This window comes from Bartonella melophagi K-2C (assembly GCF_000278255.1).
In the GTDB taxonomy this organism is placed as follows: Bacteria; Pseudomonadota; Alphaproteobacteria; order Rhizobiales; family Rhizobiaceae; genus Bartonella; species Bartonella melophagi.
In genome coordinates, this window is the sequence record NZ_JH725084.1 from 135,931 (window position 1) to 154,695 (window position 18,765).

General features: G+C 35.8%; 13 protein-coding genes and 1 pseudogene. 9 read left to right on the forward strand and 5 right to left on the reverse strand.

Annotated elements, in window-relative coordinates; all coding sequences use genetic code 11:
* The first annotated feature begins 133 nt into the window (after positions 1–133).
* Positions 134–2,133 (forward strand): annotated as a pseudogene (locus tag ME3_RS05730) (M3 family metallopeptidase).
* Positions 2,134–2,782: 649 nt separating this feature from the next.
* Here the strand turns inward: ME3_RS05730 and ME3_RS05735 are convergent.
* Positions 2,783–4,039 carry a lytic murein transglycosylase gene (locus tag ME3_RS05735; protein ID WP_007477915.1) on the reverse strand — a complete coding sequence of 419 codons (1,257 nt, stop codon included), beginning with the start codon at positions 4,037–4,039 and terminating at the stop codon, positions 2,783–2,785.
* Positions 4,040–4,309: 270 nt separating this feature from the next.
* Between ME3_RS05735 and galU the strand changes: the two genes are divergently transcribed.
* Entirely contained in the window at positions 4,310–5,194 is an 885-nt protein-coding gene (gene galU, locus ME3_RS05740; RefSeq protein WP_007477917.1) for a UTP--glucose-1-phosphate uridylyltransferase GalU, read from the forward strand.
* Positions 5,195–5,239: 45 nt separating this feature from the next.
* On the forward strand, positions 5,240–6,235 hold the full coding sequence (locus ME3_RS05745; RefSeq protein WP_039952669.1) for a KpsF/GutQ family sugar-phosphate isomerase: 996 nt from the start codon (positions 5,240–5,242) through the stop codon (positions 6,233–6,235).
* Between the two features lie 205 nt (positions 6,236–6,440).
* Here ME3_RS05745 and omp10 read toward each other — a convergent pair whose 3' ends face one another.
* Positions 6,441–6,815 (reverse strand): outer membrane lipoprotein Omp10, encoded by a 375-nt coding sequence (omp10, locus tag ME3_RS05750; RefSeq protein WP_007477921.1) that lies wholly within the window; start codon positions 6,813–6,815, stop codon positions 6,441–6,443.
* A gap of 264 nt (positions 6,816–7,079) precedes the next feature.
* Between omp10 and ME3_RS05755 the strand changes: the two genes are divergently transcribed.
* From ME3_RS05755 to guaB, 3 genes are all read left to right on the forward strand, one after another.
* Complete coding sequence (locus tag ME3_RS05755) at positions 7,080–8,492, forward strand: sigma-54-dependent transcriptional regulator (RefSeq protein ID WP_007477922.1); 1,413 nt, start codon at positions 7,080–7,082, stop codon at positions 8,490–8,492.
* 382 nt (positions 8,493–8,874) lie between these two features.
* A complete protein-coding gene (locus ME3_RS05760; RefSeq protein WP_007477923.1) occupies positions 8,875–10,446 on the forward strand; it encodes a phospholipase D family protein in 1,572 nt (523 codons plus the stop codon).
* 151 nt (positions 10,447–10,597) lie between these two features.
* Positions 10,598–12,097: an IMP dehydrogenase gene (gene guaB, locus ME3_RS05765; protein WP_007477924.1), complete on the forward strand. Its 1,500-nt coding sequence runs from the start codon at positions 10,598–10,600 to the stop codon at positions 12,095–12,097.
* A 551-nt stretch (positions 12,098–12,648) separates the two neighbouring features.
* On the opposite strand, the gene ME3_RS07255 is transcribed toward guaB, so the two are convergent.
* Positions 12,649–12,978 carry a universal stress protein gene (locus ME3_RS07255; protein ID WP_007477926.1) on the reverse strand — a complete coding sequence of 110 codons (330 nt, stop codon included), beginning with the start codon at positions 12,976–12,978 and terminating at the stop codon, positions 12,649–12,651.
* A gap of 372 nt (positions 12,979–13,350) precedes the next feature.
* Positions 13,351–13,509 carry a universal stress protein gene (locus ME3_RS07260; protein ID WP_007477927.1) on the reverse strand — a complete coding sequence of 53 codons (159 nt, stop codon included), beginning with the start codon at positions 13,507–13,509 and terminating at the stop codon, positions 13,351–13,353.
* Between the two features lie 238 nt (positions 13,510–13,747).
* Between ME3_RS07260 and ME3_RS05775 the strand changes: the two genes are divergently transcribed.
* The 3 genes from ME3_RS05775 (at position 13,748) to ME3_RS05785 (ending at position 17,623) form a co-directional block, all read left to right on the forward strand.
* On the forward strand, positions 13,748–15,034 hold the full coding sequence (locus tag ME3_RS05775; protein ID WP_007477929.1) for an RsmB/NOP family class I SAM-dependent RNA methyltransferase: 1,287 nt from the start codon (positions 13,748–13,750) through the stop codon (positions 15,032–15,034).
* A 133-nt stretch (positions 15,035–15,167) separates the two neighbouring features.
* On the forward strand, positions 15,168–16,724 hold the full coding sequence (guaA, locus tag ME3_RS05780) for a glutamine-hydrolyzing GMP synthase (RefSeq protein ID WP_039952687.1): 1,557 nt from the start codon (positions 15,168–15,170) through the stop codon (positions 16,722–16,724).
* Positions 16,725–16,900: 176 nt separating this feature from the next.
* Positions 16,901–17,623, forward strand: a complete 723-nt coding sequence (locus ME3_RS05785; RefSeq protein ID WP_007477934.1) for a glycerophosphodiester phosphodiesterase — start codon at positions 16,901–16,903, stop codon at positions 17,621–17,623.
* A gap of 103 nt (positions 17,624–17,726) precedes the next feature.
* Here the strand turns inward: ME3_RS05785 and ME3_RS05790 are convergent, their stop codons facing one another.
* Positions 17,727–18,764 (reverse strand): sn-glycerol-3-phosphate import ATP-binding protein UgpC, encoded by a 1,038-nt coding sequence (locus ME3_RS05790; RefSeq protein WP_007477936.1) that lies wholly within the window; start codon positions 18,762–18,764, stop codon positions 17,727–17,729.
* Position 18,765 lies beyond the last annotated feature (1 nt).

The following is an 18,765-nucleotide window of genomic DNA, read 5'->3' on the forward strand; positions in this document are numbered from 1 at the left end:
AATATAGATTTAAAAATTTGTTTCAGAGCATACTCGATAATTCTTCCAAGATGTTTGTATGCTGAAAGTAATCATTTTGTTTTAAAGCGTATAGTGGAGGCATAGATATTATGACAAAAACAGCAATTTTAGATTGGACGGATTTTCAGGACTTCCCGATTTTGCCTCAATAAGTGACGATGATTTTAAACCCGCTTTTGAACAAGCTCTTAAAGAAGCCGAAAAAGAAATAGAGGCAATTGCATCTGTGGAAAAGCCTCCAACACTTGAGAATTTTTTGCAGCCTTTTGAGCTTTCTGGCAAGGTACTTGATCGTATATATTCAATATTTTTTTACGTTCAGGCGCACATAGTAATGTGTTGATTCAGAAGTTAGAACAAGAATTTACTGTGCAGCTATCTCGTTATTTTTCAAAAATTATGATGGATGCGAGAATATTTGTAAAGATGGATACACTGTATATACAGTCGCAGCAGGGTATATATAACAGTGAAACGAAGCGTGTAGTTGAATTATGGTGGAAGAAGTTTATTCGTAACGGCGCAAAACTTGATGCATAAGGTAAGAAACGTCTTGTCGAAATCAATGAAAACTGGCTTTTTTAGGCACTACTTTTGGTCAAAATGTATTAAAAGATGAAGCTGAATGGATTTTGTTTTTAGAACAAACGGATTTATCTGGTTTATCTGATGATCTTATTGCTTCAATGAAGAAAATTGCTTACGAAAAAGGTCGTAAAGGATTTTATGCATTAACATTGGCACGTTCGATTGTTGAACCTTTTTTAAAGTTATCTAATCGCCGCGATTTGCGTGAAATAGCATTTCAAGCTTGGTCTAAACGTGGTGAAAATAATGATGATAATAATAATCGAGCGATTATTGTAGAAATGATCACGCTTCGGAATGAAAAAGCCAAATTGCTGGGATATGAATCTTTTGCAGATTTAAAACTTGATAATACCATGGCCAAGAATGTTAATTCAGTTATGAATTTGCTCATGCCTATATGGGAACGAGCAAAAATTAGGGCTGCTACTGAACAGACTGAATTACAAAATTTAGCAAAAAATCTAGGAAGCAATGAGCCCTTAGCAGCTTGGGATTGGCGTTATTATGCTGAAAAATTACGTGCTGAAAAATTTTCTTTTAATGAAGCTGAGGTTAAACAATATTTTCAGCTAGATCGTATGATTGAAGCAGCTTTTGTAGTGGCAAAGAAGCTCTTTGGAATTTCATTTGAAGAAAAAACAACTGTTGCACTTTGGCATCCTGATGTGCGTTTATGGGAGGTTAAACATTCTGATGGTAATTTACTTGGGCATTTTTATTGGAGATTATTTCGCACGTTCTTCAAAACGATCTGGCGCATGGATGAGTCAGCTGCAGTCACAGCATAAATTGAATGGTGGACAAAAACCAATCATTTATAATATCTGCAATTTTGCAAAGCCTCTTAAAGGGGATGCTGCTCTTTTGTCACTAGATGATGTGCGTACACTTTTCCATGAATTTGGACACGCGTTACATGGTTTGCTTTCTGATGTAACATGGCCATCTGTGGCAGGAACATCGGTTTCGCGTGATTTTATTGAACTTCCTTCCTAGCTTTATGAGCATTGGTTGACTGTGTCAGAGGTGCTAAAATCTTATGCTACGCATGCAAAAACAGGTATTCCCATGCCACAAACTTTGCTGGATAAGATTATGTCAGCACAGACATTTAATGCTGGTTTTTGTGCTGTTGAATATATTTCATCGGCTTTAATAGATATCGCTTTTCATAAAGGAGTAATAGTTTCGGATCCAATATTGTTTGAGTATAAGGAATTAGAAAAGTTAGAAATGCTTGACACAATTATTATGCGTCACCGTCCTCCACATTTTACGCATGTGTTTTCAGGTGATAGTTATGTTGCTGGTTATTATTCTTATATGTGGTCGGAAGTGCTTGATGCTGATGCATTTCAAGCTTTTGAGGAAACTGGTGATGTTTCTAACCCAGAACTTGCTGGCCAATTGAAGTGTTTTATTTATTCTTCTGGAGGTAGTTGTGATCCAGAAGAGCTTTATAAAGCTTTTCGGGGAAGGTTACCTTCACCAGAAGCGATGATCAAAAAACGGGGGCTGTAAATCATACATATACAGGGTAGTCCATACCTTTTTATATTTTAGGTGTTTTAGGTTATATGCAAATTTTTAATTTATTATGATAGTGTAATAAAAAATTAGAGTTGATATTTTTAACGAGTTTATAGGGAAAATTATCAGCTTGACCTACTTAGTAGCTATTTACGTGATTTGTATTTTATGAGGTTCTAATTTATTTTGTTGAGTAAATAGCTATTTTGTACCACTTCATAAAGAAGTTGTTGGTAATTTGCACTCAAGACTGTAAACTTAGCTTTTTCTTATAGCTTGAATAAAAGGCTTTATTTGTTAATAAAATCATTTCAAATATAGACAAAATATTCTCCCTATACTTTTAGAATTTTCATATAGAATACGTAAAAATTTATTTTTTGTTGTTCAAGGGCACAGGTTAGTCTGTCTATGTTTATAATTTTCCAGAATTATGAAAGTTTTTGTCAATTTTATAGCTTTTTGCTCATAGAAGTCTATTCATTTTGGCTAAATAATTGCTAAAAATGTTATTGGATATCGTGATTGATTTTACTTCACACTTTAGTTGAAATTAGCTTTGTCGTTGTAAAAGCAAACGTCAAAAAAAGAAAGTAAATCAAATATATTGGGTAGAAATGGTATGACTGTCTATTCTAGATCACTGTTTTCTGAGAAGAGAGAGAACTTGGTGACTTGGGTATCCATTAGCTTCTAAGCCATGGCGCAGTTGAAAAGATTTAATGGCTTGTTTGGAAGCTGTACCAATTTTACCATCAATTTCTCCTTTATAATCTCCAAGTGCAGCTAAGCGAGATTGCAGCTCTAAACGTTCTTGGAAAGTAATAGGTTTGAATGGTCGGTTCCAATCTTGCATTAATCCAGGGTGTCCAGCGATACGATTAGCAAGGAGAGCAACGGCAAAAGCATAACGATCTGCATTATTGTAACGTTTAATAACAAAGAAATTTTTTGTTACCAAAAATATAGGTCCCTCTGGCCCATCGGGAAATTTCAATATTGCAAGTTGAGAAGAAGAAGGAAAAGGTTGCCCGTGTGCATGGCGAACACCTAGCTTTGCCCATTGTTCAAAGGAAAGCCAATCTTCAGGGAGTTTTTTTCGATGTGGCAATTTAACTTCAACACCCCAAGGGAGGTCAGATTGCCATCCATTCATGTGAAGAAGATTAGCAGCGGTAGCAAGTGCATCTGGAATTGATGTCCAAATATTACAGCGTCCATCTCCGTCCATGTCAACACCATAAGCAAGATAACTCGTTGGGATAAATTGAGTGTGCCCTAATGCGCCGGCCCAAGATCCAATGAGCTGAGAACGATGAATGCCACTGCTTTGTAAAATTTTCATTGCAGCAATAAGTTGTGTGTGCGCATATTTTTTACGTTTTTGGTCTGCGTAAGCTAAAGTTGCAAGTGAACGGATGACGTCATGCATCACATTTTTGTTTTGCAAAACTTTTCCATAGCTACTTTCTATAGACCAAATAGCGAGGAGAATATTGCGGTTAACACCGAAACGTTTTTCAATTTTGGAAAGCCATGGTTCCCATTTTTTGGCGTGGTTTTGTCCTTCCACAATGGCGATATTATGAACACGATTGTCAAAATAGCTCCATGGGGAATCAATAAATTCTGGTTGATACGCCGCTTTTTGTAAAACTGCTGGGTCAATTGCTTCAACAGTTTTAAAAGCCATATCAAATGTAGTTGATGAGATATTGTTGGCTAAAGCTATTTTTTTAAATTCGTTAATCCAGTTTTTAAAATCACGCTCAGTGTGTGCAAATAAAAAAAAAGGCGTTGAAAAAGCCAAAAGAGTAGAGATTACACCAATGATAAAGGCTCTGCGATTTATTAATTTCTTTGAAGAAGAAAATAGATTCAGTGTTATTGGGTTCATCTTTTTGTTACTGCCGATTTTAGAATACTTTAGTGTGAAGTAATTTCGTTTTTTGTATTTGGTTTGTAAAGTATACTACCCAGCTAAATCGAAAAACTTTGAAAAAGTATTCTGATTATTTAACTATTCGTATCTTTTATTATAACTAATTTTTATGATAATCCAACCAAAACAGTGAAGCATCTTTTTAGCATTTTAGTTAAAACACGGTGATACATTAAATCAGAAAGCTATATAGCAAACGCTATATTCATAATCAGGAGAGTAAGTGTGCGTAAAATCCGGAAGGCAGTATTTCCCGTAGCAGGTCTTGGTACTCGTTTTCTTCCAGCGACGAAAACAGTTCCTAAGGAAATGCTGACTGTTGTTGATAAACCTATTATTCAATATGTTGTAGATGAAGCACGTGAAGCGGGCATTGAGCATCTTATTTTTGTTACTGGACGCAATAAAGCAGTGATTGAAGATTATTTTGATGTGCAAGTTGAATTATATACAGTACTTACTGAACGTGGCAAAAAAGAAGAACTTAAGCATTTACAAGATTTGCAGCCGCAACCTGGCATGACTTCTTTTACTCGACAACAACAATCTTTAGGTCTTGGGCATGCTCTCTGGTGTGCACGTGAGTTAGTTGGCAAAGAACCTTTTGCTTTATTATTACCAGATATGTTGATACAGGCTAAAAAGAATTGCCTTTCTGAAATGATCTACCTTTATGAAAAAACGGGTGGAGGAAATATTATTTCTGTTCAAGAATGTAATCTTGAAGACGTTCATAAATATGGTATTGTCGGCAAGGGTAAACAAATTGCAAATGGTTTTGAAATCACAAAAATGGTAGAGAAACCAGAAAAAGAAACGGCTCCATCTAATTTATACATTAATGGACGTTATATTTTACAACCAGAAATTTTTGATATTCTTTCCAATCAAGAACGAGGGGCAGAAAATGAAATTCAGTTGACAGATGCTATGGTGCGGCTTTCAAATGAGCAAGCTTTTTTTGGTTTCCAGTTAGATGGATATACTTTTGATTGTGGTTCTACAACTGGTTTTATTGAAGCCAATGTTGCGTTTGCTTTAGCGCGTGCTGATATGCATCAGCATGTTTCTGTTTCATTGAAAAACTTACTTGAAACGATGAAAGCTTAAAAATTATATAGATCTCTGTTTTGATTTCATTTATTAAACTTAGTTATGATAATAGGGTCTTCTAATATGTTGGCTTTACAAGGTGCAATTACATCGGCACTTAAAACTATTTCTCGCGAAAAACAAGGGCTTGAAGCTCTTGAGAAAGCTCTTTTAAGCTATCTTTCAGATTCTTTTAAAAAAGCTGTTCAAACCATTAGTAATGCCCAGGGTCATGTGGTGATTACTGGTCTTGGTAAGAGTGGTCATATAGGAACAAAAATTGCTGCGACTTTAGCCTCAACGGGGACGCCTGCCTTTTTTGTGCATGCTGCAGAAGCTAATCATGGTGATCTTGGTATGATTAGTTCTGATGATGTTATTCTTGCTTTGTCATGGTCAGGTGAAACTATGGAGTTAAGCGGCATTATAAACCATGCTGCGCGTTTTCGTATCCCACTTATTGCAATAACATCTGGCGAGCACTCTGTATTAGGGCGAAAAGCTGATATTGTATTATTATTACCAAAGGTGGAAGAGGCTTGTCCTCATGGACTTGCTCCGACAACTTCCACAGTTATGCAATTGGCAATGGGTGATGCATTAGCTGTTGCTCTTTTAGAAAGGCATGACTTTAGCGCAATAGATTTTAAAATTTATCATCCTGGTGGTTCGCTTGGTGCAAACTTTAAATATGTACGCGATATTATGCATCAAGGTGATAGTCTTCCTTTGATTATACAGGGCGCACCTATGACTGAAGCTGTAAATATTTTGGTTGAAAAACATTTTGGTTGTGTTGGTATTATAAACCAAAAAGGTGAGTTAATTGGAATTGTAACAGATGGCGATCTTGCACGTAATATTCACTGTGATTTATCAAAATTCAATGTTGATGAGGTAATGACAAAGGATCCTAAAATTGTAAACCCAGATACACTTATTGGTGCTGCGACAGCTTTTATTAATGATCATCAGATTGGTGCTTTTTTTGTTATTGAAGATAAAAAACCCGTAGGGATTGTTCATTTTCATGATCTTTTGCGTATTGGTGCTGTTTGAGTAATAGGTGCCGATATCAGGTGAAATTTTCTGTTAAGGTATCGTTGTCAAAGGACTGTTGTTTACGTATCTTAAGGTTGTATAGCAAGTTTATCAGCGAGATAACATGTTAATGTTTACATTAATTCTCAAGCTCTATTAGGAAGAGGAATTACAATTTCTTATGAGTTTATTTTGTAAATTTAAATAAAATTTTGACTTTCATTTAAATTTGGCGGTTGAGAAAAAATTGTAATCCAGTACTTGATGTGCAGAAAAGCTGCATTGTGTCATTTGATAACCTACAATCAGCTCTAGATATAGTTCCACGGAGAATTGAGCGTATTTCAATTTCTACATGTTGGGCATTAACGTAATTGTAAGTGCCTTCTGATAATTTTTCTTTTGTGTCTGCTGCTCGTGTTTCAAAAGTGCCATTGCGGAAAGAAGAAATAATACCGTTTTTATCAATCCATTCACCATCAATTCCAGTTGATATATTTTCTACAGTTGAGTGTTCTCCATAATAGTGTGGAAGGCTGCAGGCTCCTATCGCCAAAATAGTAATTGTAAGACATAAAATGCGGCAGATATGTTGCATTTGTTTCACTCTATTTATTTTATGTTGCTTTTCAATTATTTATAATAAACTTAAGATTATTATTAAGTTACTTTATTAATTAATATTGAGGCTTTTGCTGAAAAATAATGAAAAAGCAAAGAATTGGAAAAAATATCTTAATGTTGTTAATTATTAAAATAATAAATTTAACACGCGCGATACAAAAGGTAAAATATTTTTTATGATTTACATAATTCTCAATATTAATATTGTTTAGTAGTCTCAGAGGGAGATTATTAAATTATGATTGGCCCTATTCTTGTTGCGAGTGAAGACCACGGAAAGCGTATAGAGTTTTCTACTATGCTCCGAGATCTTGGTTATCGTGTCATTGAAGCAGAAAATAGCTTACGTACGATCGATCTTTTACATAGACGTAAAAATGTCATGCTTGCATTGCTTGATGTTGTTATGAGTGATTTAAGTATAAGTGATTTGATTACGACAATTAGAGCTGTTGGAGTTTCTGTTCCTATTATTGTTATAGCAAAGCAAGATAATCAAGAATCACTTCAAAAAGCTTTAAGAGCTGGAGCTGTTGATTATTGGATTTATCCGGTTACACCACTACGATTGAGAATTACATTGAATAATCTTTCACATACTTCTGCGTTAGAACGTGAAGTTTATTATATCCAACGACGAAATAAAAATTATTTACGATTTTCTGATCTCTATACAAAAAGCAGTGTCATGCAAGCGGTTTTAGAACAATCGAAAAGTACAGCTATTTCCCCTCAGAATCTTTTGATAAAAGGTGAAATAGGAACTGGTCGTGAAACGTTAGCGCGCATTATTCACTGTGAAAGCTTATTTTCAAAAGGGCCTTTTGTTCGTTTCCAATGTTCACCTGTTGTTGATCCAGAGCAAGAAAAACATATATGGTTTAAAGAATTTTTACCACTAGTTTATTCTCTTGAAAAGGGAACTCTTTGCCTTTGTGATATTGATCGACTCGAGCCCATACAGCAAAAACGTTTTGCACATTACCTTAAAGAGAGAGAAGAAGCTATAAAGAATAAACAGCCTCCTTTTCGCATTATTGCCATATCAACATCACAACTTGAGGATCTAGTTAAAGATGATATTTTTTTTCATGGTTTATTTGAACAGTTTTCCCAATTATGTATCAATGTTCCCACTTTGCGAGAATTGAGAGATGATCTTCCAGAAATTTCTCAGCGTTTGATTGATCATATCATTACTGAAACAGGACGATCACATATACATGGTTTGTCGGGGTCAGCTATTTCATTACTTATGCAATATGATTGGCCTGGTAACCATAGTGAACTAGAAAATTTATTATTTCGCGCAGTTTTACTCAGTGAAGGGCCTTTGTTAACTGTTCGCGATTTTCCACAATTAATGGGAAGTTCATTACTTGGTGTTCCAAGTATTATGTATAATCATGTTCAAGAACATTCTGAAAAAAAGTCTATACAATTTTTAAATTCTGAAGGACATGTCCGTACCTTTGCGGATATGGAGCGCGATATTATTGAAAAGGCAGTTAAACATTATAAGAGACGTATGAGTGAGGTTTCTCGCCGTCTTTGTATAGGGCGTTCTACACTTTATCGTAAAATAGAAGAATACGAGGGTGACAAACAGTCAAAAATAGAAGGAAAATCTATAATAAATTTCCATTCATAAGAATTACTGCTTTTCATAGTAATAATATGAAGAGCTCTGTTTTTTCTGAAGTACTGTTTACGATATAACTGACTAGATTTGAAGTGATTTTTCAATCAATGTTTAATAAATATGAAATTTTATTTGAGGATATTCTCATTAGCTTTATTGCTTAAAGCTTGTGGTATTGAAGTTAAGGCTGCATTTACAATAATAAACAGACATTTCATGTTCTCGCACGTCGGAGGCAGAATTTTAGAATCACTGATGTGGTAGGTTATATTTTTTCAAGTAAATAATAAGATTCTACATTATATTAATTGAATGATAAGAACGTTGATTTTAGTGTTAGAGTACGTATTTATGAGTGTGCAATAGCTTTTAAAGTAGAAAGTGTATCACTTTGATTCTGTTAAATATTATTATCGGATCTATTATCTTTTTTACTACAGCATTTATGTTGGCAATTTACGCTTATGGCTGTTTTACCAAAAGTACGATAAAGGAGTATTCTTATGCGTTTAATGTTGAGAAAGATGCGACCAAGCTTGATCGTATAGTGAGTCGATTAGCAAAAGAGACGAATGGATTAGGAGTCGACAAAGATGCTCTTTCACTCATTACTAGCAATTTAGATGCGTTTTGTGTTCGTACAATGGCAGCGGCACAGGCTGAGCGCAGTCTTGATCTGATGTATTATATTTGGGACGATGATTTAACAGGGCGTTTATTACTTAGCGAAGTGATGGAAGCGGCTGATCGTGGTGTGCGCGTGCGTCTTCTTTTGGATGATATTAATGCTCAGGGACGTGATCCAGCTTATATTGCACTTAATAAACATCCTTATATTGAAGTTAGAATGTTTAATCCAGGGCGAGCGCGCAGTGGTGGTTTACGTCGCGGTCTAGAGATTATATTGCGGGCACTTGTTGTAACACGCAGAATGCATAATAAAGCTTTTATTGTAGATGGACGGGCAGCTTTTGTAGGAGGACGCAATATTGCAGATTCTTATTTTGATGCAGGTAAGGAGGCAAGTTTCCGAGATCTAGATCTGATATTAATTGGTCCATCGGTTAAAAAAGTAGAAACTATCTTTGATGATTTTTGGAATAGTCCTGTAGTTTTACCAATTCATGCTTTAGTCGTTCCAAAAATTACAAATAACCTTGATGATTGGAAAGATAAATTGCAAAAATTTCGTCATTCCAAAGTCGCGAAAGTTTATTTAGATTATGTCAACAAATATATCAGTTTTGAATGTTTCATCCAAACGGGAAAGCGGTTATTTCTAGCAGATAAAGTTGAAGTTCTTTCTGATCCTCCAGAAAAAGCATTGGGCAAAAAAGTAGGCAATTGGCTGATGGAGGTGCTCTCACAGGTTATTGAAGGTGCAAAAAAAACAGTCCAAATTACATCACCTTATTTTGTTCCCGGTAAAGCAGGCACACAGCATTTGAGCAGTTTGGTATCAAAAGGTGTTGATGTTAGAATTCTTACTAATTCTTTAGCGGCGACTGATGTGGTGGTGGTGCATAGTGGTTATGCACCTTATCGTAAAGCGTTATTGAAAAGTGGTGTTAAACTTTATGAATTAAAACCGGATGGAGATCCCCACCGGTTGTGGTTGTTTAGATCAAGTAAAGCAAGTTTACATACAAAAGCTTTTTTAATTGACCATAAGACTGCTTTTATTGGATCTTTAAATTTTGATCCTCGATCAGCTTCATTGAATACAGAAATGGGTATTCTTTTTGAATGTGCACCAATTACAGCTATGTTGGATTTGCTTTTTTTAGAGGAAACAACAGGTGAAATGAGTTATTGTTTACGTCTTGGGGATAATGATCGTATTTATTGGGATTTTATTGAAAATGAAAAACAATATAGTATTGATTATGAACCAGAAAGCAGTTTTAGGCGTCGCGTATTTGCAAAGATAATGAGTTGGTTGCCAATTGAATCACAATTATAGCTTATACAAGAATATATTAGAAAAAATATTTATTTTTCTTTTCATTTTGTTTGTAACATGGCATAATTGATTGCCAAATTCACAGTACGTAAAAATTACAGCTGCATTTTATATTTATTTGCCAGTATTTTATTATTAAAGGAATTTGGCTATGACAAAAATTGTTGAAACCAAAACAGGTGTATTGGCGCTTACCTTTGATGATGTACTTCTGCAACCTGGCCATTCGCTTGTTATGCCTAGCCAAGTGGATCTTAAAACACGTATTGCAGCTGATATTGAATTGAATTTACCCTTACTTTCTGCCGCAATGGATACGGTGACAGAATCGCGTTTAGCAATTGCTATGGCTCAAGCTGGGGGTCTTGGTGTTATTCATCGCAACATGTCTCCTACAGAGCAAGCTGAAGAAGTCCGTCAAGTGAAAAAATTTGAATCCGGTATGGTTGTTAATCCGGTAACAATTGGGCCAGATGCGACTCTGGAAGAGGCAAAGAATTTAATGCGCTCTCATGGTATTTCAGGTATTCCTGTTGTTGAAAATGGAGCTAAGGGCGAAATTTCTGGTAAGCTGGTTGGTATTTTAACCAATAGGGATGTGCGCTTTGCATCAGATCCAAAACAAAAAATCCGTGAATTAATGACGCATGAAAATTTAATCACAGTACGTGAAAATGTTCAACTGGATGAAGCAAAGTGTCTTTTACATTATCACCGTATTGAAAAATTATTGGTTGTAGACGAGCAAAATCGCTGTGTTGGTTTAGTAACAGTCAAAGATATTGAAAAAGCACGGTTACATCCGAATGCTACTAAAGATTCTCAAGGTCGTTTACGTGTTGCAGCTGCCAGTGGTGTAGGGGATAATGGAATTGAACGAGCTGAACGATTAGTTGATGCAGGCGTTGATGTATTGGTGATTGATACAGCTCATGGACATTCTCAGCGTGTGTTAGAAACGATTGAACGTATTAAAAAAATGGCACTTTCTACAACTATTATGGCTGGTAATGTAGCGACTGCGCAAGCAACACAAGCTTTAATTGATAATGGTGCAGATGCGGTAAAAGTTGGGATTGGGCCTGGCTCTATTTGTACAACGCGAATTGTTTCGGGTGTTGGTGTACCTCAGCTTTCAGCTATTATGGATGCTGTAGAAGTTGCTGATAAAGCAGGGATTCCCATTATTGCTGATGGTGGTATCAAAACTTCAGGTGATTTTGCTAAAGCTTTGGCAGGCGGAGCTTGTGCCGCTATGATTGGCTCTCTTTTAGCTGGTACAGATGAAAGTCCTGGAGAAGTTTATCTTTATCAGGGGCGTTCTTTTAAAGCTTATCGGGGGATGGGGTCTGTCGCTGCTATGGCAAGAGGATCGGCAGATCGTTATTTTCAAGCTGAGGTTCAGGATGAACTTAAACTAGTACCTGAAGGTGTTGAAGGGCAAGTTGCTTATAAAGGTCCTATAGCATCAGTTCTACACCAGCTGGCTGGTGGATTACGTGCTTCAATGGGCTATGTTGGAGCACAAAATTTAGTTGAATTTCGTAAAAAAGCAACATTTGTTCGTATTACAAATGCTGGCCTTTATGAAAGTCATACACATGATGTTTCTATTACGCGGGAAAGCCCAAATTATCGTGGTCCTGTTTGATAACTAAACTTGGCGTTATTTTTATATCAATACCACGAGTTTTTTTGAAAAAATGATATGATATCTATCATTTGTGTATAGCTGTGTATTGCGATTCCAAACTTACCAAAAGAAAGAATTGGGTGTTACTATTCCAATTTCTTCTAGCGGTTATCTTAAAATTAGCTTTTCATATTTTTCCGTCTTGCTTTAATGCACAGTGGCGATCGCTAGCCTGATTACTTTGGACGGATTTCTTTCTATTATGTGAAGACATTGTATTCTGGTTGCTTTTAGATGCAGCTATTTTTTCATTATTATGAGTATTCATTAATTCTCCTTTTTAACTATCTGGCATATGCCAGCCAGTATAGAGGAACGGTTATATCAAATAGTAGTTCCGAGAATTTTTGAAAAAGTTTATCTATGCTTTGTTTGAAATGAGATAAATATAGTGATGACAAAGAGTGTCCTAAATAAACAGTGTTTTTCATAATGTTAACCAATTTAGTGTTCAAAACTATTGGTTAAGTACTCAGTGTTTGTTTTTATTTTATAAGGCAAAGAAAGCTTTATAATTCTCGTGAAATCATAACTGGAATAGGCGCTTTATGAATAATAGTTTGAGTTTTAGAGCCAAATAAAAAATTATACATTTTAGAATGGTGAAAAGCTCCCATAACTAGCATATCAAGATGAAGTGTCCGAATGTTCTGAAGAATCATTTGTTCAAGACTGTCTTCTGTTTTGAGTGGTTCAACTTTAATTTGAGCAGATTGTAATCGCTCTAATGTTTCGTTGAAACTGTCTTGCACAGCTTGTGTTTGCAATTCTGCCATATCTAATACAAAGGTTAGGTTATTAAAAAATTTTCGTGTACAAATAAAATCAATAGCTTTCATGATCAAAGGGCCACCGTTAAAAGCTATGAGAACTCTTTGAATTGGGCGAAAATGACGTGAAGCAACGAGAATTGGAAGCTTAGAAGAGCGTGCAACGTTTTTAAAATTGAGTCCTAATCATTTTTATCAGATGCTGTTTGTTCACCACGTTTTCCCATAACAATAAGTGAAGATTGAGTATTGTAAGTATTCAAGGCATCAATAAGACTATCATGACGTAAGCGTGTTTCAATTTCAATATGACTCTGAGAAGTTGAGATAATCTTTTGCTTTTTCTAAAGCTGTTTGTCCAATTTTTTGCGCAAAGAGTGCTTTAGCAAGAGTGGTATCTTGTTGTTTTAAGTCAGATGGATTTAGTGTGTTATTGTCGGCTTATTGTGTATCTGGTAAACTAATTTCTTTTTCCGATTTGTCCAAGACATGCAACAACCGAATTGTTGTTTGCATAGATTTAGCAGCCCATAACGCTAGGTCACATACATGTTTTGCATAAATTGAAGAATCAATAAGAGCGAGTATCGATTTCATCATTATATTATGTCCCAATGTTATCGCTTATAGCAAGAGATTTATAATCTTCGTTAATATCTATATTATAGAAATAATAATTCTATCTTTTTTCAGAATAAAACTCTAGCCTGCAGTGAGAAGTATTCGGTTTTCAATAATAAATTTGGGGGTTATTTTAAGATTATAGCTGAAAATGAAGAAGATCATTTAAAGTTTTTAATTTAATTATTTATTGATAGCATTTGAATAGGAGAACGAATTGCGATTAGGTGGACGTTTGCAAGCAGCAATAGATGTTCTAAAAGAGATAGAGATGCGGCATCGTCCTGCAAGTGAAGCTCTGAAAGATTGGGGGCTTTCTCATCGTTTTGCTGGAGTGAGTGATCGTGCAGCAGTTGGTACAATTGTTTATGATGTTTTAAGACGACGTTATTCATTACAATGGCGTATGGATAGTGATGATATTCGAAACATAGCTTTTGGAGCTTTGTTAGATACCGGAGCAATGACCATTGAACAGATTGATAGTACTTTAGAAGGAGATCGGTTTGCACCACAATTATTAGCGCTTGAACAGCGTCATTCATGGCAAAAACGTCAGCTGGTTGATGCACCAGACTATATTCGTGGTGATATTCCCCAATGGTGTCAAGTTCATTTTCAACCCTTATTTGCCGATAATTGGGTAACTGAAGCTGCTGCTTTAGCAACACGTCCTCCGTTAGATTTACGAGTGAACAGTTTAAAAGCAACACCAGGGAAGGTGCTCAAAGAATTAGCAAAAATAAAAGTTCAATCTTTTTCATGGTTTCGGCAAGCTTTAAGAATTGCACCAATTGAAAAATTTGGACGTCATCCTAATGTGCAAATTGAACCTGCCTTCCAAAAAGGGCATTTTGAAGTACAGGATTTGGGATCTCAAATTGTTGCTCATCTTACAGAAGCGAAAGTAGGTATACAGTTATTAGATTATTGTGCAGGAGCTGGTGGAAAAACATTAGCTTTGGCTGCCAATATGAATAATCGGGGGCAAATTTATGCTTATGATTCAAATAAAGTCCGCTTGGCTCCTATTTTTAGTCGTCTTCGTCGAGCTGGTATCCATAATGTACAATCACGGGTGCATGTAGAAGAATTAAAGCCATTAGTAGGTCAGATGGATATAGTTTTATTAGATGCTCCATGTAGTGGAACAGGAACATGGCGCCGTCGCCCAGATGCAAAATGGCGTTTGACACTAGAACAAGTAAAACAACGCCAAGAAGAACAATTCGCTATTTTGAATGAGGCATTGGCTTATCTTAAGTCGAACGGACGTTTAGTTTATATTACATGTTCTCTTTTTATAGATGAGAATGAAGAGCAAATTTCCCGTTTTCTTCAACAACATTCCGACTTTTTTCCTATAGATTTGCGTGCACTTTGGCAGCGACATTTTAGTTCTTCAACTGTACAACCAATATTTTCGAGTTATGGATTGACTTTATCGCCAGCATCAACTCAGACAGATGGTTTCTTTTTAGCTGTTTTACAAAAGAAGCATTGAAGATATATTTCCACGTTTTTTATTTCAAATTGTATAACAATGATATTTTTCTAATGCTAAAAGGCTTGTGAAAAAAGAAAGATTAAATCATAAATCTCATTTGCTATTCTTTGCAATTATTGATTGGTTTTCTATGAGTACATCGCATTCAAATACTATTCTTATTATTGATTTTGGTTCACAAGTTACACAGCTGATTGCACGGCGAGTACGGGCAATAGGCGTTTATTCCGAAATTGTTCCTTTTCAATTAGCTTTAGAGAAGTTCAAAAGTATTAAACCTAAAGCTGTTATTTTATCGGGTAGTCCTTATTCGACTGTTGATGATGGTTCACCACGTGTTCCGATAGAAATTTTTGAAGCCGGTATCCCAGTTCTTGGTATTTGTTATGGTGAACAAATCATGTGTGTTCAACTTGGTGGAAAAGTTGAAGCTGGACATGAGCGTGAATTTGGGCGTGCTTCTTTGGAAGTAAAAGAAGAAAATGCGCTTTTTGATGGTGTTTGGGAAAAAGGGTCATGTCAACAAGTATGGATGAGCCATGGTGATCGTGTAACAGCTTTGCCAGAAGGTTTTCGTGTAATCGGAACATCACAGGGTGCTCCTTATGCCGCTATTGCTGATGAGAAACGGCATTTTTACGCAGTGCAGTTTCACCCTGAAGTTGTTCATACACCAGATGGTATAAAACTTTTGCAAAATTTTGTTTATAAAATCTGTGGTCTTAAAAATGATTGGTCAATGGCTGCTTATCGTGATCAGGTTATAGCTGCGATTCGCAAAAAAGTCGGAAAAGGTCGAGTGATCTGTGGTCTTTCAGGTGGGGTGGATTCATCGGTTACAGCTGTATTACTTTATGAAGCGATAGGAGAGCAACTGACATGTATTTTTGTAGATCATGGGTTGATGCGTAAGAATGAAGCTGAAGAAGTTCTTACATTGTTTCGTGATAATTATAATATAAAGCTTGTTCATGTTAATGCTGCTCATAGGTTTATCAATGCTTTGAAGGGTGAAACGGATCCAGAGAAAAAGCGCAAAACTATAGGTCACCTTTTTATTGAAGTTTTTGAAGAAGAAGCCAAAAAAGTAGGTGGTGCGCAGTTTTTAGCTCAAGGAACACTTTATCCAGATGTTATTGAAAGTATTTCAGCTGTTGGTGATAGGATAACAATTAAAAGTCACCATAATGTGGGTGGATTACCAAAGCGAATGAATATGCAACTTGTAGAGCCATTGCGTGAATTGTTTAAAGATGATGTCCGCTCTTTAGGGAGAGAATTAGGTTTGCCTGAGCAATTTATTGGCCGCCATCCTTTTCCAGGTCCTGGTCTTGCAATTCGATGCCCAGGTGGAGTAACGCCTGAGAAATTAGAAATTTTGCGTGAAGCGGATGCTATTTACCTTGATGAAATTCGTAAAGCAGGTCTTTATGATGAAATTTGGCAAGCTTTTGCTGTTCTTCTTCCTGTTCAAACTGTTGGTGTTATGGGCGATGGACGCACTTATGAATTTGTTTGCGCTCTTCGTGCTGTAACATCTGTAGATGGTATGACTGCTGATTTTTATCCATATGATATGAATTTTTTGAGCAAGGTAGCAACGCGTATTATTAATGAAGTTCGAGGTATTAATCGTGTTGTTTATGATGTAACTTCAAAGCCTCCTGGTACCATTGAGTGGGAATAATTAGGATTAAATGCAAGTGTTTGAATAATAAAAAAACTATTTGGAGATGACGTTAAAGTAATTGAAATAAAAGAACAATTTCTTGAAGAGGAATGCTCAGGATCTGATATTGTCTTAATCCTCAACTTATTCTCTTTAATTGATATAGTTTGAAGTTTGGAAGTAAAAAATATTCTATGTGTAAACCAAAAATTGTTGCCCATCGCGGTGGAGCTAATCTTTATTCCGAAAATACACTTTCAGCGTTTCGTCATGCAATTGCATTGGGAGTTGATGAAATTGAATGCGATATTCATCTCCTTAAAAGTGGTGAAGTGGTTGTATTTCATGATTTTTGTCTTGAGCAATTGGTGGGAAAGAAAGGCTATATTCATGATATTGATAATGAAACACGTAAACAACTCTGTGTAAGAGGCAGTACTGAGTCTCCTCCTTTATTAGAGGAATTACTAGATCTTTTAGTGCCAACAAATGTTGCATTGCATATTGAAATCAAAACATGTGGTGCGGTTGAGCGCGAATATATTTTGTCTCAAAAAGCACTTAAATTAATTAATAGCCGCAATTTGGCAAGACGAGTTTCAGCAATCAGTTTTGATTTTGCTTGTTTACACCCTTTTGTTGAGGCAGGAATACCATCTGGTCCATGTCTAGATAATTTTGAAGGTGATATGTCTTGCCATTTTTCTAAATGGAAAAAATTAGGATACTCTGATCTAAGTTTAGATGGTTCAATTGTATCGCGAAAATTTATTGAATCTGCACTTGATTCTGGCTTTACTATCGGTGTTTGGACAATAAACGGGAAGGCTCGTTTATCATATTGGCTTGATATGCCTGTGCATTACATTACAACAGATCAACCTGATCTTGCTTTACAATTACGTTCACAAAAATGAAAAATAGTCTCTATTATAATTTATACGTCATGACAAAGACGAGAATTAGTTAAGTAAAGAGCTTTCTAAAAAAGCTTATGAGGTTTAAATGAAGTTTTATTAATTATGTGCGTTTTCCTGTAATCTTGTTAAAAGTATGAAAACTCCGATTAGGAACGGTAAAATTTAATTGTTGCCCATAACTACTTATAAAGCGCTCTTTTATATCAACTGTGAAAACGGTATTATTCCAACGTGTTAAGACATGAGACCCTGTTCCTACAGGTTTGATGAGTTCGATATGCGTATGAAAAACAGGACCTTTGTCTGGATGCTCACCCAACAAAATTGCTTCCGGTCTAAATGCTAAAATATCAGTTTGTTCACTACAAGAAAATGAACTGTTTAAATGTTGTTCTAGAGTTTGACGATCAAGAAAATTCATAGAGAGAGAGCCAATAAAGTTTGCAACAAATATTGTTTCTGGATAATCGTAAATTTCCATTGGTGTTCCAATTTGTTCGATAGCCCCTTTATTCATAACGACTATTCTATCAGCCAGTGTCATAGCTTCTAGTTGATCGTGGGTAACGTAGAGACTAGTTGTTTTTAGTGAGCGTTGTAGTTTTTTTATTTCAATACACATTTGTGTACGTAATTTTGCATCAAGGTTTGAAAGTGGTTCATCAAAGAGAAAGACACGTGGTTGACGAACGATGACACGTCCCATTGCAACACGTTGGCGTTGCCCTCCTGATAATTGATATGGTTTACGATCAAGAAATGACTCTATTTCCAAAAGTTTTGCAGCGTGTGTGACGCGCCTATTAATTTCTTCTTTGGGTGTTTTTCGATTTTTAAGGCCATATTCCAAGTTTCCACGTACTGTCATATGTGGATAAAGTGCGTAATTTTGAAAAACCATAGCAATGTCACGATCAGCTGGTTCATAATTATTGATACATTCATTATCAATGTAGAGTTCACCTGAGGTGACTTGTTCAAGCCCAGCAATGATACGTAATAAAGTTGATTTTCCACATCCTGAGGGTCCAACAATAACAAGAAGTTCGCTATCAGCAACGGTTAAGTTCAAATTATTAATGACTACAGCGTCATCGTCATATTGTTTTTTTATATTTAATAGCTGAATGATAGCCACG